Genomic DNA, 22,257 nt, shown 5'->3' with positions numbered 1-22,257 from the left:
TCCCTCGTCCGCGCGGCCGTTCGGCATGTGGTCCGGCTGGAACACGTACCACAAGCGACGCACCACGCACTACGGACCACGCACCACCGACCACGCGCTACGGACCACGCACCACCGACCACGCGCTACGGACTACGAGCTACGGACCATGCACTGCCGACCACGCACTACGGACTACGAGCTACGGACCACGCACTACGGAATACGAACCAGCGCCACGAAGGGCCGGCGGTGGGCGTCTGCGCTGACGGGCACGCGGCCGTGCGCTCTGGGGCAAGGCGCCCCTGACCAGGGCGTCTAGCGTCACCGGTGCACACTTCTTCGCACGAACCGCAGGAGACGGACCATGACCACTGACACCTCGCACCCGCACGAGGACTCGCCGGCGAGCTCGCACGCCGGCAGCCAGCCCCGGCTGCACCAGAAGGGCCGCGTGATCCAGGAGTTCGGCACCGTCAAGCAGTTCCCGCTGGCGCTCTCCTTCGAGGCACGTATGTACTCCTGCCAGCGGCTCAACCAGGTGCTCGCGGACACGCAGATCCTCTACGGCCTCTACAAGAAGCACCACTGGCTGATGCGGGGAGCCACCTTCTACCAGCTGCACCTGGTGCTGGACCAGCATGCCGCGCAGCAACTCGCCCTCGTCGACACGCTCGCCGAGCGCGTCCAGACATTGGGCGGCGTGGCGGTGGGGGACCCGCGTCATGTCGCCGAGATCACGTCGGTGCCGCGCCCGCCGGACGGCGTGGAGGAGGTGCCCGCCATGCTGTCCCGTCTGCTGGAGGCGCACGAGACGATCCTGACCGACGCCCATGACGCGGCGGCCCGGGTCGCGGAGCAGGGCGACGACGGCACGAACGACGTGCTGGTCTCCCAGGTGATCCGCACCGGCGAGCTGCAGACGTGGTTCCTGGCCGAGCACCTGGTCGACACACCGTTGGTCCGTGCCTGACACACGCAGGGGGCGGCCCGGCCCCGGGCCGCCCCGGGCCACACCCGGCGGAGCGCCGTCAGACCGGACGCGCAGCGGAGCCGGACGAGCCGGCGGCGGCGCCGGCCCCCTCGCGTACCGGGTGCTTGCTCATGACGGAGACGCGGTTGAAGGCGTTGATGGTGATGGCCACCCAGACCACGGCGGAGATCTCGTCGTCCGACAGCTCGGAACGGGCGAGGGCGTAGGCGGTGTCCTGCGCGTCGGCGTCCGCCGGGTGCGTGGTGGCCTCCGCCAGGGCGAGGGCGGCGCGCTCGCGCGGGCTGAAGAGCCGCGTGTCGCGCCAGGCGGGCAGTACGCCCAGGCGCTGCGTCGTCTCGCCGGCGCGCAGGGCGGCCCTGGTGTGCAGGTCGAGGCAGAAGGCGCAGGTGTTGAGCTGCGAGACACGTATGTTGACCAGTTCGACGAGCCGGCGGTCGAGCCCGGCGTCGGCCGCGACCGTGCGGACCGTTTCGGCCGTCGCGGACAGCGCACGGTAGGCGCTCGGGCTCTGCTTGTCGACGAAGACCCGTGCCCGGGTGGTCGTCGGTGCCGTCTCGGCCACGTGATCTCCTTCGTCTCGCGATGTCCTGGGGTACGTCCTATCATCATCGCGTGAATGTTGAAAATCGAACTTTCTTTGTACGGGAAGGAGCCGACCGGTGAGCAACACTGAGACCCGGCCCGCCGCGCTCACCTGTGGCGCCGAGGCGGAAGCCCACGCCGAGGCGGGAGCCGGCGCCGGTTCGGGGGGCGGCGAGCGTGCCGTTGCGCACGGCGGAGCGGACGCGGACGGCGCCGTCGCCGCCGAGGGCCCGGCGCCGGCGGCCATCGAGATCCTCGGCCCGCGGGACGTCCCGCTGGGCGGCCCCCGCGCCATGCGTGTGCGGCGCACGCTGCCCCAGCGGGCCCGGACCCTGATCGGCGCGTGGTGCTTCGCCGACCACTACGGCCCCGACGACGTGGCGGCGAGCGGCGGCATGGACGTCGCCCCTCACCCCCACATCGGCCTCCAGACGGTCAGCTGGCTCTTCAGCGGCGAGATCGAGCACCGCGACAGCCTCGGCACCCACGAGTTCGTCCGGCCCGGCGAGCTGAACCTCATGACGAGCGGCCACGGCATCAGCCACTCCGAGGTGTCCACCCCCGCCACCACGATCCTGCACGGCGTGCAGCTCTGGGTCGCCCTGCCCGCACGACACCGCGACACGGAACGGGACTTCCAGCACTACGTCCCCACCGCCGTGCCGCTGGACGGTGGCGAGGCCCGCGTCTTCCTCGGATCACTCGCCGGCGACACCTCCCCGGTGCGCACCTTCACGCCGCTGCTGGGGGCGGAGCTGTCCGTGAGCCCCGGGGCCACCGTCACCCTCGACATCGACCCCGGCTTCGAGCACGGTGTGCTCGTCGACACGGGTGACGTCGACCTCGACGGCACCACCCTGAAGCCGGCCGACCTCGGCTACGCGGCACCGGACCGTTCCACCCTCACCCTGACGAACCGGGCGCGCGAAACGGCAAGGCTGGTACTGCTGGGCGGACCGCCGTTCGGCGAAGAGATCATCATGTGGTGGAACTTCATCGGCCGGTCGTACGGCGAGATCGTGCAGGCTCGCGAGGACTGGATGAAGGGCACCCGTTTCGGCGAGGTGCAGGGCTACGACGGCGCTCCGCTGCCCGCGCCAGAGCTGCCGAACGCCCCCTTGAAACCGCGAGGAACCAGGCGCTGACCTGCGAGAACATGGGCCGTCTGCCAAGAAGCCGCAACCGCGGCTCTGGGGACCCCGCGGCGCCTGCGTTCGGCACCAGCCGCACACGTGTCTCTGAAGCTGCCCGCGGCTGCCGGGGTGCGGGCATCCGCGGGCAGCTTCGGCCGTACCGTGCTGACCGTTTGCTGACTTTCCAGACGGCGGATCAGGTGTGTGGTGGCGCGGTGTCTTCTCCGCTCTGGGTGGGTGTTCTGTCCAGGCAGGAGATGCCTTCACGTCCCGGCGCGGCTGAACTCACGGTTTGTGGGTCACCCAGAGCAGTTCCGCCGGCCAGCGGTGTGCCCAGTCGGGCGGGTCGGTCTCGTTGTAGCCGTTGGATGTTCCGAGGTCGGGCCGCGGCTCGATGAGGTCGTCGATGACAAGACCCGCGCCGCGCAGGACCCTGACCCAGTCGCCGTAGGTGAGCTGATAGCTGGTCGCGCCGTCGCCTTCGGCGATGGTGTCCAGCCCGAAGTAGTCCTGTTGCAGTGTCGTGGTCACGCGGCCGGCGGCTTCGTCGTAGCAAGCTTCGAACCATGGGCTGGCGACGTTGAACACCAGGCGCCCGCCTCGGCCCAGGACGCGTGCGGCCTGCGGGACCGCCAGGTGCGGGGGTGCCCAGCTGAGCCCGCCGAAGTCGCAGAACACCAGGTCGAAGCTGTCGGCGGCGAAGGGGAGTCGTTCGGCGGCGCCTTGCACCAGCGGGTAGCGGGCCGTCCCCATCGCGCGGGCCGCTGCGGCGAGTTGGGCTTCGGACAGGTCGAGCCCGACCACGGTGGCGCCCTCGGCGGCGAGCGCCCTGGACCACTGGCCGGCGCCGCAGCCGAGTTCGAGGACGCGCTTGCCGGTGACGTCGCCCAGGGCGTGCAGGTGCGCGTCGGGGATGGAGTACATGCCCCACAGTCGGGGTGTGGCGCCGATTCGCGGGTCGTGCTCCTGCTGGTAGGCGCTGCTGATCTGGTTCCAGAGCCGCCGGTTGGCGGGGATGCTGTCCACGTGCCGACTCCAGCATCCCCGGCCGGGGGCGGTCAATACGATGAGGGAACCGGCCGGCCCCGCCGTTCAGTGGACGAGGTCCACCACGGCCGCGCAGTGCGGATCGCCCTTCGGGTCTTCGAACAACTCGCGCTCCCGGGACCGGGGGAACACCTCCGCGATCACCGCCGGCCCCGCCTCCGTGAGGCGCACGTCGCAGGCCACCACGTCGGGTTCGTCCTGGTTTCGGACGTACAGCCGCATCCGCCCCTCGTCCAGGTACAGGAAGCCGACCAGCAGTGACTCCGCCCGCTCCCGCTCCTCGTCCCCCGGAGCCGGGGAGTTCAGCGTGGCCAGCAGCGCGTGCGCCCGGTCCTCCGTGGTCTCCTCGTGCGGCACGTCCTGCGCGAGTGCGATCAACGGAGCCCCGAACACGGTCTCCCTCCGGTCGCTCGACGCGAAACGCACACGGCCCGTCGCGTGCCGTACGCGGCCGACCGCCTCCCAGGGGCTGAGGAGTTCTTCCTCCTCGTCGTCTGCTCGAGCGAGCGGAATCTCGTAGACGGCGAGGAGATCGCGGACGTCGGCCTCGCGCCCCCCGACCGCGATCCGGACGGCGGGCGACCGACCGGGGGCCGGGAGGACACCGCGGACGCGGATCCTCTCCACGATCGGCGCCTGCGTGTAGAGGATCATGTGGCCGGTCACGTCGGCCTGAGCGACGGCCACTTCCCACGGCGTCATCCGGTGTCTCCCTGTCAGCGCGTGAACCTGGCGGCGGACTGGTTCATCCAGTCGGGGCACTTCGTCATGCCCTTGCAGAAGGCGGTGATGACGCCGATCATCTGGCCTTTCCCCGCGTCGTACCGCTTGTCCTGCGTACGTCGGGTCACCTGCGCCTTGACGATGATCTTCACCTGGGCGTGCCTGCCGTCGAAGGCGTAACCCCAGTACTCCAGGCCGCCCCTGCCGTCGGTCTTGTCCGGCTTGCCGTTCAAGGGGGCGTTCACGATGCGGCAGGTGCGGATGTTGTGCCTGCCGGAGAAGTGGGCCCAGCCGAGTTCGCTGTTGCCCGTGCGGGTGGGGACGTTACGCCCGTCCCAGTCCTTCTGGTGGCACTTGACCGTCTTGTTCCAGTGCGGAGCGGCGGCCTGGGCGGCTCCCGTCTGGGTCACGGCCAGCACGCCGACCGAGAGGGCGACGAGCGATGCATGCGCGATCTTCCTCATGGCCGCCGACTCTGCCAGACAACTCGTCTCCAAAGCAGTCGATTTCCAGGTATTCACCCCTATCACGTCGTCCTGCGCCCCCTGGCGCCGCCCAGTGGATGAGGCCCGGGCCGTCTCGACGACCGCCTGCCACGCGCGCCGACCGCACAGGACCGGCGGGCGGTCGGCGAAGGACCGGTGGACGGCCGGCGAAGGACCGGCGGACGGCCGGCGAAGGACCGGCGGGCGGTCGGCAGCGGGCCGGCACGGGGAGAGGTGCGTCCTCCCGCCATCATGTGATCGACCCTGCCCTGCGGCCATATACTAGAATGTTCAACATCTAGGGCGAAAGGGGCGGGCGTGTCCGCACATGAGGCGGCGTTCGGGGCCTTGCTGCGGCAGCTGCGCCAGACGAAGTCGTTGACCATCGAAGCGCTGGCGGAGGCGTCCGGCGTCAGCGTGCGCGGCATCGGGGACCTGGAACGCGGACGACGGGCCGCGCCGCAACGGCGGACGGTGGCCGCGCTCGCGGACGGCCTCGGTCTCGACGACACCGAGCGGGAACGGCTGCTCGCCGCCGCCCGCGCCGGACGTGCCCCCGGCTACAGCCCCGTCGGCGTCCGCTCCTTCCCGCGCGGCATCGACGACTTCGTCGGCCGCGCGGACGAGCTGGCACGCCTGGAGGTGCTCGCCGGTCCGCCCGGTCCCGGGGACGGCGGTGTCCCGGACGGCGACGCCGACGGGCCGGCCGGCGCCTCGAACGCCCAGCCCGTCGTCGTCGCCGTGCACGGAGCGCCCGGCACGGGCAAGACGACCCTCGTCCTCCGCGCCGCCCGCCGGCTGGCCGACCGGTTCCCGGACGGCCAGCTCATGGTGGACCTGCGGGGGACCGACGAGACCCCGCCCGCCCCCTCCGAGCTGATGGTGCAGGTGCTCAAGGCGCTCGGGGTGCCCGACCGGGACCTGGCTAAGGCGGGCCCCCAGGCGCACCCCGCCGTCTACCGGCAGGTCCTCGCCGAGCGCCGCTGCCTGCTCGTCCTCGACAACGCCCGCGACGAGGCGCAGGTACGCCCGCTGCTGCCGGGCTCGGGCGGGACGCTGGTCCTGGTGACCAGCCGCCGTATGCTCACCGGCCTGGACGACGTGCACCGGCTGCCGCTCGGGACGCTCGATCCCGCCGAGTCGGCCGCCTTCCTGACCGCGCTCGTCGGCGGCGACCGTGCGAGCGCAGAACCGGACGCCCTCACGGAGGTCGCCAGGCTCTGCGAACACCTGCCGCTGGCCCTGCGCGTGGCGGGCAACTGGCTGGCGACGCGCACCGGTTGGAGCGTGCGCCGGCTCGCGGACCGGCTGGCGCGCGAGGAGCGGCGGCTGGACGCGCTGTCCGCGGGGGACATCCGGGTGGCGGGCGCCTTCGACCTGTCGTACCGACAGCTCACCCCCACCGCCGCCCGGCTGTTCCGGCGCCTGTCCCTGGTCCCCGGCCCGGACGTCGGCGCCGCGTGCGCCGCCCGGCTCACCGGTCAGGACCTCTACGACACCGAGGACACCCTGGAGGAACTGGTCGAGGCGGGCCTCCTCGGCATCACCGGGCACCGCTACCGGCTCCACGACCTGCTGTGCCTGTACGGTCGCAGCCGCCTCACCGCCGAGGAGGGCCCCGAGGACGTCGAGCGGGCCCGCCGGTCGATGTTCCGCTGGCTGCTGGAGACGGCCGTCGTCGCCGGCCGGTGGTACGAACCCGACCACGGAGCCCCGCCCCCCACCTGGCGGGGCACGGCGGACCTGTCCAGCGCCGACAAGGCCCGCGAGTGGCTCCAGGCCGAGGCCGCCAACTGGCTCGCGGCCCTGCACGCGGCGGCGGCCAACGGCGACCACGCCACCGTCGTCGAGGTGGCCGAGTCCCTGCACTGGTTCTCCGACCAGTGGATCTTCTGGGGGCACTGGCCGGAGGTCTACGGCACCGCCGTGCGCTCCGCCGAAGCGCTCGGTGACCCCCTGATCGAAGCGACCCAGCTCAACTACTACGCCTGGGCCGTCCTGCTGTGCGAAGGCAGGCCGGGGGAGAGCCTCCAGTACTCCGCCCGCGCGCTCGACGCGGCCCGGCGGGCCGGTGATCCCGCGCAGCAGGCGTGGGCGCACCAGTACGCCGGCTGGGCCTACCGCCTGCTGGGCGAGAACGACCGGGTCGCCGGGCACAACGCCCGGGCCGTCGCCCTCTTCGACGCCGCCGGGGACCTGCACGGCATGCTCCAGGCCCTGCTCGGCCGCGCGCTGGCGCTGCGGGCGACCGAGCACCACGAGGAGGCGATCGAGGCCAGCGGGCAGGTCCTGGAGCGGCTGGACGAGGCCGGTGACCGCGTCGAACCGCACATCGCCGCCTTCGCACGCGTCAGCGCACTCGCCGGGCTCGGAATCAGCTACGGCCATCTGGGGCGCCCGGACCAAGCGGTGGAACACCTGCGGACCTCGGTCGAACTGTGCCACGCGGACGGCAACACCGCGTTGGAGAGCCGCTACCTCATCACGCTCGGCGACGCCCTCCTCGCGGCAGGCCGGACCGCCGAGGCGCGCGAGGCCTTCGCGCGGTGCGTCGCGCTCGGCGCGGGCGCCGACCCCCAGCGGGTCGCCGTGGCCCGCTCACGCCTCGCCGGCCGGGCCCCGGACCGACCGGCACGCCGCCCGTGACCGCTCGTGGCGGACGCCTTGCCCCTGACGATACGCGCGCGCCGGCGACCGTTGCTGCCTCTGCGCGCACGGTGCTGTTCCCTGCGCGCACATGTGTGCTCCTTCGCGGGCCGGTGCCGGTGCCGCTGCTGTTTCGGTTCGTCCCGTACCCGTACCCGTACCTGGACCTGTGCCTGCTGTGCCCGTACCCGTACCCGTACCCGTACCGGTGCCTGTGCCTGTCTTTCCACGGTCCCTGTCCCGCCCCCGTCCCCCCTCCCTGCCCGTCATCGCGTTTTCTGCCTGGAGAGTGCCTGGTCAGAGGCCAGGCGGACTGGTTGATTTCTCCTGTCGGAGAGAAGCGGAGTACGGAGGAGAACCAGGTGGAGCTCGCGCTGTCGACGGACGCGGTACCCGACCGGGACAGACTCGACCGCTGGCGGGCCGCACTGGGCGTGGCCCTCGTCCCGATGGCCGTGACACCCCGCGGCGCCGGCCCTCTCAGCGGCCGGATCACCGGTGGCCGCCTCGGCCATCTGCGCGTCTGCTCCCTGGCGGCCGACGCCCAGCGCATGAGCGGTACGGCGGCACACCACCCGGCGCGCGACGAGGCGGCCGTGGCGGTCCTCGTCCTGACGGCGGGTACGGCGACGCTGCTCCAGGACGGCCGGCACGCCGTCGCGGGCGCGGGGGACCTCCTGGTCTACGACACGGCACGGCCGTACACCCTGGACTTCCCCGAACGCTTCGCCTGCCACCTCCTCCACCTGCCCCGCCGGGGACTGGACGTGTCCGACAGGGAGCTGCGCGGAATCATGGTGGCGACCGTCGCGGCCACCGACGGGATCGGCGCCGTCCTCGGCCCCTTCCTGGCCAGGCTGCTCGGATCGGCCCACTCCTACGGACCGGCCGTCGGGGCGAGGCTCGCCGCCACCGTCATGGACCTCTTCGCCACCCTCGTCGCCGAACGCAGCCCCTCCGGCGGTGCCGGGACCGGACGCGGAGAGCTGGTGCTGCGCATCCGCGACCACATCGACCGCCACCTGGAGGACCCCGGTCTGGCACCGGAGACCGTGGCCGCCGCCCACCACATCTCCGTGCGGTACCTGCACCGGCTGTTCGAGGACGAGGGCATCACCGTCGCGCGCCTCATCCAGCGCCGCCGGTTGCAGGAGTGCGCCCGCGAACTGGCCCGGGGCGGCCGGGCCGCGCCCGCCGTCGCGGCGGTCGCGCACCGCTGGGGCTTCGTGAACCCCGCCCACTTCAGCCGGGTCTTCCGCGGGATGTACGGCCACACGCCCAGCGAATGGCGCCGGCTCGGCGCTCCGGGCACGCCCGCACGGGGCTCGCGCGACGACCGGAGCCCCTCCCGTGCGGCCTGAACCCGCCCCCGCGCGAACCGAGTCCCGCACCATCCGTACCGAGCCCAGCGCCACCCGTCTCCGGCCCAGCACCACCCACACGGAGCCCAGCATCACCCACCCAGAGCCCAGCATCACCCACCCAGAGACCCGCGCCGCGCGTACCGGGCCCGGCACCCCACATGCCGAGCCCCGGCCCCCGCGTACCGACCCCGTCCCCCCACGTACCGAACCCGCCCCCGCGCGACCCGAGCTCGTCGCTGCGCCGCCCGCCGTCCGGCGCGGCCCCGCGCTCGCCGGTCGCGGACCGGAACAGGAGCTGTTGCGCCGGGTGCTGCGGGAGGCCCGGTCGGGCAGCGGCGGCACCGGGACCCTCCTTCAGGGCGAGGCCGGGATCGGCAAGAGCGCCCTGCTGGACTGGGCCCACGCCGAGGCACGGGCCCTCGGGTTCACCGTGTTGCGCGCGGTGGGCTCCGAGGCCGAGGCCGGCGTGACCTTCGGCGCGCTGCACCAGCTGCTCTGGCCCCTGACGGACCGTATGCGCGCCCTGCCGGAACCACAGCGCCGGGCGCTGGCCTTCGCCCTCGGCGAGGGCGCCGAACCGGTGCGGGGCGGCTTCCTGGTGGGCGCCGCGGTGCTGGCCCTGCTCGCGGGGGAGGCGCGCATGCGCCCGGTGCTGGTCCTCGTGGACGACCTGCAATGGGTGGACTCCTCCAGCGCGGCCGTCTTCGCCTTCCTCCAGCGCAGGACCGGCGAGATACCGCTGGCCTTCGTCAGCGCGGGCCGCCCCGAGGGACCGGCCGCCGAGGGCCGGCCCGGCACGGTGGTGAACCTGAGCGCGCTGGACGGCGAGGACGCCCGTACGCTGCTGCGCGCCCGCCACCCGCACCTTGCGGTCACCACGGCCGACCGCATCCTGCGGGAGGCGGCGGGCAACCCGCTGGCACTGGTCGAACTGCCCGTCCACCTCCACCCCGACCAGGCCCGTGGCGTCATGCCCCTGCCGACGGGGTTCCCCCTCGGCGGCCGGCTGGAGCGGCTGTTCGCACCCCGGCTGGACCGGTTGTCCGGCGAGGCCGCCCGCGTGCTGCTGCACGCCGCTCTCGGCGGCACGGCGGCGACGGGGGCGGTACCGGCCTGGCCCGCCGGGCTTGCCCCGGACCGCGCCGACGAGGTGTTCGACGAGATCGAGGCGAGCGGACTGGCACGCCTGGAGCCGGACGGCCGGTTCACCTTCCGGCACCCGCTCGTGCGCGGCGCCGTCGTCGCACGTGCCTCCGGCCCCGAGCGGCGGGCCGCGCACCGCGCGCTCGCCGCCGCGCTGCCGTACGACGACCCCCGCCGGCTGGGGCACGAGGCCGACGCGACCCTGCTGCCCGACGACGAACTGGCCGCGCGCCTCCAGGAGGCCGGCCGCCGCCTGACGCTGCGCGGCGGCGACGCCGAAGGCGCCCTCCTGCTGCACCGCGCCGCCGTCCTGAGCACCGACGCCCAGGCCCGCGCCCGCCGCCTGACCTGGGCGGCGGCGATGGCGGCACGCGGCGGGCGGCTGCCGTACGCCGCCCGGCTCGTCGAGGAGCTGCGCCACGCCCCGGTCCCCGCCGACACCGCCCCGCTGCACGCCTACGCCGTCGTCTACGTCGACCAGAGCCACCACGTCGACTTCGCGTCGTCGTTCACCCTGCTTCCGCAGGCCCTCGACGCCCTGTCGCGGACGGGGGCCGGCAGCGGACCGTTCGACGACCTCGCCGAACAGGTCTACTTCAAACTGCTGCTGGCGACCGTCTACACCGGCGACGCACGCGGCCGGGACGCGCTGCGCGCCCACCGGCAACGGGTCTCGCCGCTGGCCGACCTGTGCCGCCGGGCCTGGTCCGACCCCGCCCGCACCGCCCACGGCACGGGCGCCGAACTGAGGACCACGGCCCGCACCATGAGCCAGGAGCAGCAGGCCGGAGCCGCGTGGCTGCTGCTGTGGGCCGCCACCGCCGTCGACATGGCCGACGCGTCCCTGCGGCACCGGTTCCTGGGCCAGCACGCCTACGCCACCCAGGGCAGCATCGCCAAGGCCGGCGCCCACCAGGACTATCTGCGCGGCGACTGGGACCGGGCCGGGGTGTGCCTGCGCGAGGCCGAGGCGGCCGACGCCCTCGGGTACCACTGCAACGCCCTCCTCTTCCGCCACTACTACGCCCACTACCTGGCCGGGCGCGGGGACGAGGAGGGCCTGCTCGCGGTGGAGCGCGCCATCCGGCCCCTGGCCGCCCGGGCCCGTATGACGTTCGTGGAGGACCACCTCACGCACCTGCGCGCCCTGGCCGCCCTCGCGCACGGCCGGGACGAGGAGGCGTACTCGGCGCTGGCCGGGCTGACCCCGCCCGGCGTGCTGCCGGCCACGCTGCCCTGGTTCCACCTGCCGTTCTTCGACTTCGTGGACGCGGCCCTGCGCACGGGACGGACGGCACAGGCGCGGGCGCACGTGGCGGCGGGCGGTGCGGCACGCATGGGGGAGATCTCCCCGCACCACGCGTTCCTGCTGGCCGCGGCCCGGGCCCTCGCCGCCGCCGACGAGGACGCCGACACGCTGTACGAGGCCGCCTACGCCGTACCGGGTGCCGAGCAGTGGACGTTCGAACTGGCCCGGTTGCGGCTGGCGCACGGCACGTGGCTGCGCGATCGCAGGCGTCCGCGCGCGGGGGAGGCGCTGGAGCGGGCACTGGAGACCTTCCGCGCGCTGGGCGCCGGTCCCTGGGCCGAGCGGGCCGAACGCGAACTGCGGGCCGCCCGCACCCGGACCGAGGGCCCGGCCTCGCTGACGGCGCAGGAACTGCGGATCGCCCGGCTCGCGGCGGACGGGCTGACGAACAAGGAGATCGGGGTCCGCCTGAGCCTGTCCCCGCGGACCGTCGGCGGCCACCTGGCGAAGGTCTTCCCCAAACTCGGGATCCCCTCGCGCGCCGCCCTCGCCCGGGCCCTGCAGACGACGGGCGCGGACAGGTGAACGCACCAGGTCCGGCGACCAGCCGTGCCCCCCTGCGCGCCCGCAGGTCGAATGACCTAACACCTCCTCGACGCCCCCGCCCAGGCTGGAGACACGCACATGCACACGTGTCCGTCCCGCCGCCGGGACCGGGCCGGGAGGAGGCGGTCGCCTTGCACGACGAGGTCAGCACAGCATCGATGCCGCGGACGGACCGCGGGGGGCACTGGGAGCGCGTACGGCGGCAACTGGACCCCGTCGAGGTCACGCCCGGCCCCGGGACCACGGACTTCCGCGCCACCGTCACCACCGGCGACGCGGGCTGCCTGCGGCTGCTGTCGATGCGCGCCGCGCCGCTGCGGCTGAGCCGCACCGCCCGGCCCGTTCCGGCCGCCCAGGACGACCGGCTGGTCCTGCTCCTCCAGGAGGAGGGCACCGCCGCCGTACGGCAGGACGGGCGCACGGCGGTCGTCGGCGCCGGCCAACTCGCCCTGCTGGACCTGCGCCGGCCCTTCTGCCTCGACCAGCACACGCCGTTCCACCTGTACGCGCTGCGGCTTCCCGGGCGCGCCCTGGGCCCCTCCGCGGCACGCGCCCGGCACGCCACGGGCCGCGCCATCCCCGCGACCGAGGGCGTCGCGGCGCTGCTGCGGCCCTTCGCCGCGGACGTCGCCTCCGGTGCCGCGGCGTTCGCGGGCCACGTCAGGGACCGTCTCGCGGGCAGCGTCGCGGACCTCCTGGCCACCCTCGTCGACGAGCAGGCACGCAGGCGCGACGGCGCCGCATCGGTCACCGGGCGCGCGCGGACCGTCGACGACATCCGCGCCCACATCGACGCCCACCTGCGCGACCCGAAACTCTCCCCGGCGCTCGTCGCCCGGGCCCACGGCATCTCGCCGCGCTACCTGCACGTGCTGTTCGAGGGTGAGGACACGACGGTGCACCGGCTCATCCAGCGGCGGCGGATCGAGGAGTGCGCCCGCGAACTGCTGCGTCGCGGACACGAGGGCCGGACCATCTCCGCGGTGGCCCGCGGCTGGGGATTTCGCAACGCGGCGCACTTCAGCCGCGTCTTCAAGTCCGTCCTCGGCTGCTCGCCCAGCCAGTGGCGCGACTCCGCCCCGCAGCCCGCCGGCCCCCGGCCCACCAGGTGAGACGGCATCCGGGGCGATCGATCCAAAACTGCTAGGTTCATGCCGTTCCGAAGCGGGGACGTCCGGCCGTGACAGGGGTGCCGGGCGCGGTCGCCGGAGGTGGGGATGGACCAGGGGACGTTCGGCCGGCTGCTGCGCGAGGCGCGGCAGCGATCACTGCTCACCCTGGAGGGCCTCGCCGAGGCCTCGGGAGTGAGTGTCCGGGCGATCAGTGACATGGAGCGCGGACGGAGCCTGCCGCGTCAGGCCACTCTGGGCGAGCTGCTGGACGCCCTGGGGCCGCAGGAGGACGAGTGGCGGCGTCTGGTGCGCGCGGCGGCCCGGCGCACCCGGCCGGTCCCGGAGCAACTGCCGCCGGACGTCGCGGACTTCCGCGGCCGAGGAGAGGCGCTGGCGGCCGTCCACGGGCTCACCGCGCGGGTGGCCGGGCGGGGCGGGCACGTCGTCATCTGCGCGATCGGCGGGATGGCCGGAGTCGGCAAGACCGCGCTGGCGGTGCACTGGGCGCACCAGGTGGCGGACCGTTTCCCGGACGGACGGCTGTATGTGAACCTGCGCGGGTTCGAGGCCGATGCGCGGCCCCTGGAACCCGGGGAGGCGCTCGGCGGGTTCCTGCGGGCGCTGGAGGTGCCCGGCGGCGACATCCCGGCCGGCGCGCGGGAGCGCAGCGCGCTGTTCCGGGAGCGGAGCGCGTCGCGGCGGCTGCTCGTGGTCCTGGACAACGCGCGTGACGCCGAGCAGGTCAGGCCGCTGCTGCCGGCCGCCCCGGGCTGTCTGACGATCATCACCTCCCGCAACCGGCTCTCCGGACTCGCGGCGACGGAGGGTGCCACGCTGGTCAGCCTGGACGTGTGGAGCCGCGAGGAGGCCGTCGCGGCGCTGGCGGCCCGGATCGGTGGGGAACGGTGCACGGCGGAGCCGGAGGCCGCCGCCGAACTGGTCGCGCTGTGCGGGTACCTGCCGCTGGCGGTCGCCGTCGTCGGGGCGCAGCTGAGCGCGGCTCCCGGGACGCCGCTGCGGGCGGCCGTACGGGAGCTGGGCCGGGCACGTTCGCGGCTGGACGCGCTGTCGGCCGGCGACGGGCGGACCGGCGTACGCGCCGTCTTCTCCCGCTCCTACCGGGCGCTCACCCCCGGCACGGCACGGTTCTTCCGGCATCTCGCCCTCCACCCCGGACCAGCGGTCTCCGCCGAGGCCGCCGCCTCGCTCGGGGGCGTCGGGACGGCACCGGCCCGCCGGCACCTGCGCGAACTGACCGCGGCCAGCCTCCTCACCCGGGACACGGACGGCCACTACGTCGCGCACGACCTGGTGCGGGCCTATGGCGTCGAACTCCTCGAACAGGAGCACGACGACCGGCTCGGGGCCGAGACACGGCTGCTGGAGTACCTGCGCCACAACGCGCACGCCGCCAACCGGTTCGTCTGGCGCTTCCCCTCGGAACCGGCCGGCACCCCGGCGCCCGGCGTGGCACGCGTCGCGATCGGCGACCGCGAGGAAGCCCTTCAGTGGTACCGCCAGGAGGAGTCCACCGCCGCCGCAGCGCTGCGCACCCTGCACGACCCGCGGCTGCTGCGCCACCGCATCGACCTCACCCTGGAATGGGTGGCCTACAACTCGGTCGCCGGCCGCTGGGCCGAGGAGATCTCCGCCTCGCGCTCCGGACTCGACGCGGCCCTCGCCCTCGACGACCCCGTCGCCGTCGCCAGGACCGCCGCGCACCTGTCGCGGGCGCTCGTCGAGACGGGCGACCTCGACGAGGCCGATGGGCTGCTCGACCTGATCCTGGGCCAACTGCACCGGCTGCCCCCGCAGGAGCGGCTCCAGGCCGAGCGGCACGCCAGCCGCATCCGCCACCACCAGGAACGCCACGCCGAGGGGCTGCGGCACGCGCGCAACAGCCTCGCGCTCGCCCAAAGCCTCGGGCAGCCCTACGAGATCGCGCGGGCACTCGCCATCGTCGGCTACTTCCTCTCCGTCCGCGGTGATCCGAAGGAAGCCGTCGCCACCTGCGAGGAGGTGATCCCCCTGCTGCGCGAGACCGGCAACCGCCACGACGAGGCGGCGACCTGGAGGCACATGGGCTGCGCCTGGCAGCGCACCGGCGACGTCACCGCCGCGATCGCGCACTACCGCACGGCGTTGCGGATCTACCAGGAGGTCCTGGACGACTACAACGTGGCCGACGTGCTCGACCACCTCGCCGCCGCCCAGCTGGAACTGGGGGACACCGCACAGGCGCGGGCGAACTGGACCCGCGCGGCCGACCTGTTCGACGCGCTGCGCGTGGCCCGCGCCGACCGGATCCGGGCCAAGGCGCGGGCGCTGCCGGCCGAAGGGACGGCCGACGGGGTGAGGAACCCCGCGGGCGGCGGCGCGGGGAACCTCGACGCCCAGCCCCCTGTGAGCGGGGCCGGCGCAGCCCAGTAGAGTGCGCCCCTGTCCCCAGTCCCGAGTCCCCCCGAGTACGCCCCACGGCGCCCCGCCCCCGCACGCCCAAGCGCCCGTACAGGCGCCCCGTCCGCCCGCCGACCCCGAGGTACCGAGCACGTGAAGCCCGCCCGACCAGGACGACCGACCCCCGCCGCCGGCCGCGACGCCACCCCGGGCGCCGTGCGCCTCGGCGCCGTACCGGGACTGCCGGACGAGGCGTACGAACACGACGGGCAGCTCACCAAACGGCACGTGCGGGCCGCCACCCTGGCAACGCTCGCCCCCCTGCCGGGCGAACTGCTGTGGGACGTCGGCGGCGGATCGGGCTCGATCGCCATCGAATGGATGCGCACGCACCCCACGTGCCGGGCGGTCACCGTCGAACGCGACCCGGTGCGCGCCGCCCGCATCACCCGCAACGCCGAACGGCTCGGGGTGCCCGGCCTCGACGTCGTCACCGGCGCCGCACCGGACGCCCTGGCCGCACTCCCGCGCCCGGACGCCGTGTTCGTCGGCGGCGGACTCACCGCCCCCGGTCTCCTCGACGCCTGCTGGACGGCGCTGCCCGCCGGCGGACGGCTGGTCGCCAACACGGTGACGCTGGAGTCCGAGGCACTGCTCGCCGACGCCCGCCGGCGCCACGGCGGTGAACTGGTGCGGCTCGCCGTGGCGCACGCCGTGCCCGTGGGCGGGTTCACCGGGTGGCGGCAGGCGATGCCGGTGACCCAGTGGGCCGTGCGCAAGCCCCTCGAAGAACCCCCAGGAGCAGACAGATGACCGTGTACTTCATCGGCGCGGGCCCCGGCGCCGCGGACCTCATCACCGTGCGCGGCGCCCGCACGCTCGCCGCCTGCCGGGTCTGCCTGTACGCGGGCAGCCTGGTCCCGCGTGAACTGCTCGACGCGTGCCCGGCGGACGCCCGCCTCGTCGACACCGCGCAACTCGACCTCGACCGGATCACCGCCGAACTCGTACGCGCCCACGAGGAGGGCCACGACGTGGCCCGGCTGCACTCCGGCGACCCGTCCGTCTTCAGCGCCGTCGCCGAGCAGATGCGGCGCCTGGACGCGGCGGGGGTGCCCTACGAGATCGTCCCCGGGGTGCCCGCCTTCGCCGCCGCTGCCGCCGCCCTGAAGCGGGAACTGACGGTGCCGACCGTCGGCCAGACGGTCATCCTGACCCGGATCGCCGAGCGCGCCACCGCCATGCCGCCCGGCGAGGACCTGGCCACCCTGGGCCGCAGCGGCGCCCTCATCGTGCTGCACCTGGCCACCCGGTACGTCGACCGCGTCGTGAGCGAACTGCTCCCGCACTACGGCGCCGACTGCCCCGCCGCGGTCGTCGCCTACGCCTCGCGCCCCGACGAACTGGTCCTGCGCGGCACCCTCGACGACATCGCGCAGCAGGTGAAGGCGGCCGGAGTGCTGCGCACGGCCGTCATCGTCGTGGGCCGGACGCTGGGCGCGGAGCAGTTCGGCGACAGCCACCTGTACTCGCCCGAGCGGGAGCGGCACGTGTGCTGACCGGGTCCGGCGGCGGGCCCCACCCGCCGTTTGTTAGGCTCCCCTTGCCTCCCGCGGGGGAAGTCCGGTGAGATTCCGGCGCTGACCCGCAACGGTGTGCGCGCCGGCCCGACGGCCGTCGCGTGAGCCCGATCGCCCGTGGGTGGTGCGACCCGTTGACTGCTCGCCGCGGACTGCGAGAGGGGACCGCGCGGCCCGAGGGGTCCTGCGGGCTGATCTCCTGCTGCCGTCCGGCAGGCGGCCCAGGCGAAGGACGGCCCCCGTGCGCCGAAGGACGACCCCCAGCCGGATACCGGTGCCGCCGCTCGCCGCCGGCCTGGGGCTGCTGCTCCTGGTCTCGCTCGTGTGCGGGGCCGGCCTCGGCGCCGCCGCGGTGACCTGGCCGGAGGTCCTCCGCCACCTGTGGGCAGGACTCACCGGCGCCACCGTGCCCGCCCGCGACGCCGCCTCGTACACCATCGTCTGGGAGATCCGCCTGCCACGGGCCGTTCTCGGCGCCGTCGTCGGAGCCGGGCTCGCCACGGTCGGCGTCGCCGTCCAGGCCATGGTGCGCAACGCGCTCGCCGACCCGTTCGTGCTGGGCATCTCCTCCGGCGCGGCGGTCGGCGCCAACGCCGTCATCCTGCTCGGTGCGTTCGCGGGACTCGGCGTGTGGGCGCTGTCGGCCTCCGCGTTCGCCTCGGGCCTGGCGGCCATGGTCCTGGTCTACGCCGTCGCCCGCTCGCCGCGCGGCCTGTCCCCGCTGCGGCTCGTCCTGACCGGCACCGCCCTGGCGTACGGCTTCGAGGCGCTCACCACGGTCATGGTGTTCGGCGCGGCCCGCGGCGAGGCGGCCCGGTCGGCGATGATGTGGCTGCTGGGCAGCCTGGGCGGCGCGACCTGGGCCCAAGTACCGCTCACCGCAGGCGTCGTGGCGGCCGGCTGGACGTGGCTGCGGTGGCGCGCCGAGGCGCTCAACGCCCTGGCCATGGGCGACGAGACCGCAGCCGCGCTCGGCGTGCCGCCCGCGCGGCTGCGCCGGGAGGTCTTCGTCGTCACCGCGGCCGTCACCGGGACCGTGGTCGCCGTCAGCGGCGCCATCGGATTCGTCGGCCTCATGGTGCCGCACGTCGTACGGATGGTGGTCGGCGCCGACCACCGCAGGGTGCTGGCCGTGGCACCGCCGGCCGGGGCCGTCCTGCTGGTCTGGGCCGACGTACTGTCCCGGCTGCTCCTCGCGCCCGCCGAACTGCCCGTCGGAGTGATCACCGCCGTGATCGGCGTGCCCGTCTTCCTGCTGCTGATGCGGCGCGGCGGCTACGCGTTCGGAGGCCGCTGAGATGCGCGTCGACATCGAGGACGTGACGGTCGAGGCGGCCGGGGTCCGGCTGGTCGAGGAGATCCGGCTCGCCGTGGAGCCGGGCGCGTTCGTCGGGCTCGTCGGCCCCAACGGCAGCGGCAAGTCGACCCTGTTGCGCTGCGTGTACCGGGCGCTGCGGCCGGCCGCGGGGACGGTCCGGCTCGACGGCGCCGACGCGCACGCCATGGACGCGCGGGGCGCCGCCAGGGTGCTGGCCGCCCTGCCGCAGGAGTCGTCGGCCGAGTTCGACTACACGGTGGCCGAGGTCGTCGCCATGGGCCGGCTGCCGCACCGGGACCGCACGGCCGCCGCCGACCGGGAGATCACCGGGCGGGCCATGGCCCGCACCGGCGTCGCCCACCTCGCCGACCGCGGCTTCCTGGCCCTGTCCGGCGGCGAGAAGCAGCGGGTCCTCATGGCCCGCGCCCTGGCCCAGCAGCCCCGGGTGCTGGTCCTGGACGAACCCACCAACCACCTCGACATCGCCCACCAGTTGGACGTGCTCTCCCTGGTCCGCGACAGCGGCCTGACCGCGCTGGCCGCGCTGCACGACCTCAACCTCGCCGCCGCCCACTGCGACCTGCTGTACGTGATCTCCGGGGGCCGGATCGTCGCCTCCGGGCCACCGCACGACGTCCTGCGCCCGGCGCTGCTCGCCGAGGTGTTCCACGTGCGCGCCCACCGGGTGCGCCACCCGGAGACCGGCGCGCTCCGGCTCCTGTTCGACCTCCTGCCGCCCACCACGTAAGGACACGCCCGCATGCGCACACCGCACGCCACAGCCCTCTGCCTGGCCGCCGCGCTCACCCTCACCGCCTGCGGCGCCGACGTCGAACCCTCCGGCGGCACCCGGTCCGACACGGCGATCACCCTCACCAACTGCGGGCGCACCGTCACCTACGACAAGGTGCCCGAGCGCGTCGTCACCAACGACGTGGGCATCACCGAGCTGATGTTCGCCCTCGGCCTGGAGGACCGCATGGCGGGCTACGCCATGCCCGACGACAAGGGCGATGTGACCGGCGTGCCGTGGAAGGACGCCTACCACAAGGTGAGATGGCTCTCCAAGGACCGGCTCACCAAGGAGAACGTCCTCGACGCCCGCGCCGATCTCGTCCTGGCCGGCTGGGGCTACGGCTTCAGCGAGGAGGGCGGCTTCACCCCCGACGCGCTCGAGAAGCTCGGCATCCCCTCCTACCTCCTCACCGAGTCCTGCCGCAACGGCCGCGACAAGACCTCCCGCGGCATCATGCCGCCGCTCGACGCCCTCTACGCCGACCTCACCAACCTGGGCCGGCTCTTCGGCGTCGAACAGCGCGCGGCGAAGCTGATCGCCGACTTCAGGAAGCAGGTCGCCGACGTCCACGCCCGGGCCCCCCAAGGCGCCGAACGTCCGAAGGTCTTCCTGTACGACAGCGGCCGGGACCAGCCCTTCACGTCCGGCCGCTACGCCGCGCCGCAGCAGATCATCACCGAGGCGGGCGGCGTCAACGTCATGGACGACGTGGCGGACTCGTGGACCACCGTCGGCTGGGAGAGCGTCGTCGAACGCGACCCGGACGTCATCGTCGTCTGCGACTACGGGGACGTCGGCGCCGAGCAGAAGAAGCAGTTCCTGCTCTCCTACGCCCCGCTGCGCGACGTGTCCGCCGTGAAGCACCGGCGGATCTTCGTCCTCGACTACGCCGACCTGGTCGAGAGCCCGCGCAACCCGTCGGCGATCGCCCGGCTCGGCACCTATCTGCGGACGGTGGCGGGGACACGGTGAGGCGGCGGGGCGGTCGCGGCACGTCGCCACGGGGCCGGCGGCCTCAGGCGCGGGACCACCGGGCGGCGCCCCAGGAGCGCCGGACCGCGCCACGGGATTCACCGGGAGGCGCCGCCGGGGCCGCCGACCGTGCTGCGGCCCACGATCGCGCCCGCCCGGTCGATGCAGATCACGTCGACCGCGACCGGTGCGCCGCGCAGCACGGCCAGCGCCTCGTCCCGGGCCGCCGCGGCGACGAGGTCGCCGAGCGGCACCCCGCGCGCCAGGCACGACTGGAGCGCGGCGAGACCGGTGTTGGCGGCGGCCACCTCGGCGGCCAGCGCCTCGTTGGCGCCGCCGCGCCGGGCCAGAACGGCCAGGAAGCCCTTGTCCACCTGGGACCGGGCGGAGTGCAGGTCCAGATGGCCGGCCGCCAGCTTGGACAGCTTGGCGAACCCGCCGCAGACCGTCAGCCGGGGGACGGGATGACGGCGTACGTACTTGAGCACCGCGCCCGCGAAGTCCCCCATGTCGAGCAGCGCGTCCTCGGGCAGGCGGTACTCTGCCACGACCGTCTTCTCCGAGGTCGACCCGGTGCACCCGGCGACGTGCTCCCGCCCCGCCGCCCGCGCCACGTCCACACCCCGGCGGATGGAGTCGATCCAGGCCGAGCACGAGTACGGCACGACGATGCCCGTCGTGCCGAGGACGGACAGACCGCCGATGATGCCGAGCCGGGGGTTCCACGTGGAGCGGGCGATCTCCTCGCCGTCGTCGACGGAGACGGTGATCTCGACGTCGCCGCCGCCCCCGTGCCGGGCGGCGACCTCGGCGACATGATCACGCATCATCCGGCGCGGGACGGGATTGACGGCGGGCTCACCGACCGGCAGCGGCAGGCCGGGCCGGGTCACGGTGCCGACGCCGGGCCCCGCCCTGAACACCACCCCCGAACCGGCGGGCAGCGCCCGGACCGTGGCACGCACCAGCGCCCCGTGCGTGACGTCCGGATCGTCCCCGGCGTCCTTGACCACCCCCGCCATGGCGCAGTCGCCGGTCAGTTCCTCCACCGCCAGTGCGAACGACGGCGTCTGCCCCTTGGGCAGGGTGATGGTCACCGGGTCGGGGAACTCGCCGGTCAGCAGCGCGGTGTACGCGGCCGTCGTGGCCGCCGTCGCGCAGGCACCCGTGGTCCAGCCGGGCCGCAGCCCGGTGTGCTCCAACTGGCCGCGCCGCCCGCCCTTGACGGCCGCCGCCGGGCCGCCGCCCCGCGCTTGCGGCACGCTTTGTCCGTCCGTGCCCGCGGTGCTCCCGCCGCTCACCCTGCCCACGTCGTGTTCCTCACTGCTCACTGCTCATCATGAACGGACCCGTTCCCATGCACGTCCTGATCCTCGGCGGCACCACCGAGGCCCGCCGCCTCGCCGAACTGCTCCACGGCACGCCCGGGACCAGACTGACCAGTTCCCTCGCCGGACGCGTCGCCGGCCCCCGGCTGCCGCCCGGACAGGTCCGCGTCGGCGGCTTCGGCGGGACGGAGGGGCTGACGGCGTGGCTGGTCGACCACGCGGTCGACGCGCTCATCGACGCCACCCACCCCTTCGCCGGGACGATCAGTTTCCACGCGGCGCGGGCCGCGGCCACCGCCCATGTTCCCCTGCTCGCCCTGCGCCGCCCCGGCTGGGTCCCCGTCGCGGGCGACCGCTGGCACGAGGCCGCCTCGCTGGAGGCGGCGGCCGAGATGCTGCCCGCGCTCGGGCGGCGGGTGTTCCTCACCACGGGACGGACCGGCCTGGCCGCCTTCGCCGCCCTGGACGACCTGTGGTTCCTCGTACGGTCCGTCGACGCGCCCGAGCCGCCGCACCCGCGGGCGATGGAAGTGCTGCTCGACCGCGGCCCGTTCGCCCTGGACGGGGAACGCGCGCTGCTGCGCCGCCACCGTATCGACGTCCTGGTCACCAAGGACAGCGGGGGAGCGGCCACCGCGCCCAAGCTGACGGCCGCCCGGGAGGCCGGGCTGCCGGTGGTCATGGTGCGGCGGCCGGCCGTGCCCGGGGGCGTCCCGGTCGCCACCGGCCCGGAGCAGGCGGTGCGGTGGCTCGGCGAGCTGACCGGCGGGCCCGTTCCCCCAACCGGCGGCTGACCCCACGCC

17 protein-coding genes, 1 pseudogene and 1 riboswitch are annotated in these 22,257 nt (G+C 74.5%); of the genes and pseudogenes, 13 read left to right on the top strand and 5 right to left on the bottom strand.

The genetic code is table 11. The features are described from left to right. Nucleotides 1–346: 346 nt before the first annotated feature. Nucleotides 347–952, top strand: a complete 606-nt coding sequence (locus ACFC02_RS26750; protein WP_376362194.1) for a Dps family protein — start codon at nt 347–349, stop codon at nt 950–952. Nucleotides 953–1,010: 58 nt separating this feature from the next. On the opposite strand, the gene ACFC02_RS26745 is transcribed toward ACFC02_RS26750, so the two are convergent. Continuing rightward, complete coding sequence (locus ACFC02_RS26745) at nt 1,011–1,535, bottom strand: carboxymuconolactone decarboxylase family protein (RefSeq protein WP_376362192.1); 525 nt, start codon at nt 1,533–1,535, stop codon at nt 1,011–1,013. A 97-nt stretch (nt 1,536–1,632) separates the two neighbouring features. Here ACFC02_RS26745 and ACFC02_RS26740 point away from each other — a divergent pair, with 97 nt between their 5' ends. Next, nucleotides 1,633–2,700 carry a pirin family protein gene (locus ACFC02_RS26740; protein ID WP_376362189.1) on the top strand — a complete coding sequence of 356 codons (1,068 nt, stop codon included), beginning with the start codon at nt 1,633–1,635 and terminating at the stop codon, nt 2,698–2,700. A gap of 273 nt (nt 2,701–2,973) precedes the next feature. On the opposite strand, the gene ACFC02_RS26735 is transcribed toward ACFC02_RS26740, so the two are convergent. The 3 genes from ACFC02_RS26735 to ACFC02_RS26725 form a co-directional block, all read right to left on the bottom strand. Further along, complete coding sequence (locus ACFC02_RS26735; RefSeq protein WP_376362187.1) at nt 2,974–3,714, bottom strand: class I SAM-dependent methyltransferase; 741 nt, start codon at nt 3,712–3,714, stop codon at nt 2,974–2,976. A 66-nt stretch (nt 3,715–3,780) separates the two neighbouring features. After that, a complete protein-coding gene (locus tag ACFC02_RS26730; protein ID WP_376362184.1) occupies nt 3,781–4,437 on the bottom strand; it encodes a hypothetical protein in 657 nt (218 codons plus the stop codon). A gap of 14 nt (nt 4,438–4,451) precedes the next feature. Beyond that, complete coding sequence (locus tag ACFC02_RS26725) at nt 4,452–4,922, bottom strand: hypothetical protein (RefSeq protein WP_376362181.1); 471 nt, start codon at nt 4,920–4,922, stop codon at nt 4,452–4,454. A gap of 339 nt (nt 4,923–5,261) precedes the next feature. Between ACFC02_RS26725 and ACFC02_RS26720 the strand changes: the two genes are divergently transcribed. The 10 genes and pseudogenes from ACFC02_RS26720 (at nt 5,262) to ACFC02_RS26675 (ending at nt 20,126) form a co-directional block, all read left to right on the top strand. Beyond that, entirely contained in the window at nt 5,262–7,589 is a 2,328-nt protein-coding gene (locus ACFC02_RS26720) for a tetratricopeptide repeat protein (protein ID WP_376362178.1), read from the top strand. A gap of 362 nt (nt 7,590–7,951) precedes the next feature. Further along, a complete protein-coding gene (locus ACFC02_RS26715; protein WP_376362175.1) occupies nt 7,952–8,950 on the top strand; it encodes a helix-turn-helix domain-containing protein in 999 nt (332 codons plus the stop codon). After that, nucleotides 8,940–11,930 carry an AAA family ATPase gene (locus ACFC02_RS26710; protein ID WP_376362173.1) on the top strand — a complete coding sequence of 997 codons (2,991 nt, stop codon included), beginning with the start codon at nt 8,940–8,942 and terminating at the stop codon, nt 11,928–11,930. Before ACFC02_RS26715 ends, ACFC02_RS26710 begins: the two co-directional genes overlap by 11 nt. Nucleotides 11,931–12,082: 152 nt before the next feature. After that, the gene (locus tag ACFC02_RS26705; RefSeq protein WP_376362170.1) at nt 12,083–13,063 is read left to right on the top strand and encodes a helix-turn-helix domain-containing protein; all 981 of its coding nucleotides are present in this window, start codon (nt 12,083–12,085) and stop codon (nt 13,061–13,063) included. A 105-nt stretch (nt 13,064–13,168) separates the two neighbouring features. Beyond that, nucleotides 13,169–15,493 (top strand): tetratricopeptide repeat protein, encoded by a 2,325-nt coding sequence (locus ACFC02_RS26700; RefSeq protein WP_376362168.1) that lies wholly within the window; start codon nt 13,169–13,171, stop codon nt 15,491–15,493. Nucleotides 15,494–15,667: 174 nt separating this feature from the next. Next, nucleotides 15,668–16,273 (top strand): annotated as a pseudogene (gene cbiT / locus ACFC02_RS26695) (precorrin-6Y C5,15-methyltransferase (decarboxylating) subunit CbiT); the annotation flags it as partial. Then, on the top strand, nt 16,270–17,019 hold the full coding sequence (gene cobM / locus ACFC02_RS26690; RefSeq protein ID WP_376362165.1) for a precorrin-4 C(11)-methyltransferase: 750 nt from the start codon (nt 16,270–16,272) through the stop codon (nt 17,017–17,019). The pseudogene cbiT and the gene cobM, both read left to right, overlap by 4 nt. 56 nt (nt 17,020–17,075) lie before the next feature. After that, nucleotides 17,076–17,157: riboswitch (cobalamin riboswitch) on the top strand. Nucleotides 17,158–17,281: 124 nt separating this feature from the next. Continuing rightward, nucleotides 17,282–18,337: a FecCD family ABC transporter permease gene (locus ACFC02_RS26685; RefSeq protein WP_376362163.1), complete on the top strand. Its 1,056-nt coding sequence runs from the start codon at nt 17,282–17,284 to the stop codon at nt 18,335–18,337. Nucleotide 18,338: 1 nt separating this feature from the next. Continuing rightward, nucleotides 18,339–19,106, top strand: coding sequence for an ABC transporter ATP-binding protein (locus ACFC02_RS26680; protein ID WP_376362160.1), 768 nt, complete (start codon nt 18,339–18,341; stop codon nt 19,104–19,106). 12 nt (nt 19,107–19,118) lie between these two features. Next, on the top strand, nt 19,119–20,126 hold the full coding sequence (locus tag ACFC02_RS26675) for an ABC transporter substrate-binding protein (protein WP_376362157.1): 1,008 nt from the start codon (nt 19,119–19,121) through the stop codon (nt 20,124–20,126). 98 nt (nt 20,127–20,224) lie between these two features. Here the strand turns inward: ACFC02_RS26675 and ACFC02_RS26670 are convergent, their stop codons facing one another. Beyond that, nucleotides 20,225–21,388, bottom strand: a complete 1,164-nt coding sequence (locus ACFC02_RS26670; RefSeq protein ID WP_376362154.1) for a cobalt-precorrin-5B (C(1))-methyltransferase — start codon at nt 21,386–21,388, stop codon at nt 20,225–20,227. A 95-nt stretch (nt 21,389–21,483) separates the two neighbouring features. Here ACFC02_RS26670 and ACFC02_RS26665 point away from each other — a divergent pair, with 95 nt between their 5' ends. Then, nucleotides 21,484–22,248 (top strand): cobalt-precorrin-6A reductase, encoded by a 765-nt coding sequence (locus ACFC02_RS26665; protein WP_376362196.1) that lies wholly within the window; start codon nt 21,484–21,486, stop codon nt 22,246–22,248. The last annotated feature ends 9 nt before the right edge of the window (nt 22,249–22,257 follow it).

The organism is Streptomyces sp. NPDC056160, assembly GCF_042268205.1.
Lineage (GTDB): Bacteria > Actinomycetota > Actinomycetes > Streptomycetales > Streptomycetaceae > Streptomyces.
This window is presented reverse-complemented; position numbering and strand designations above follow the sequence as displayed.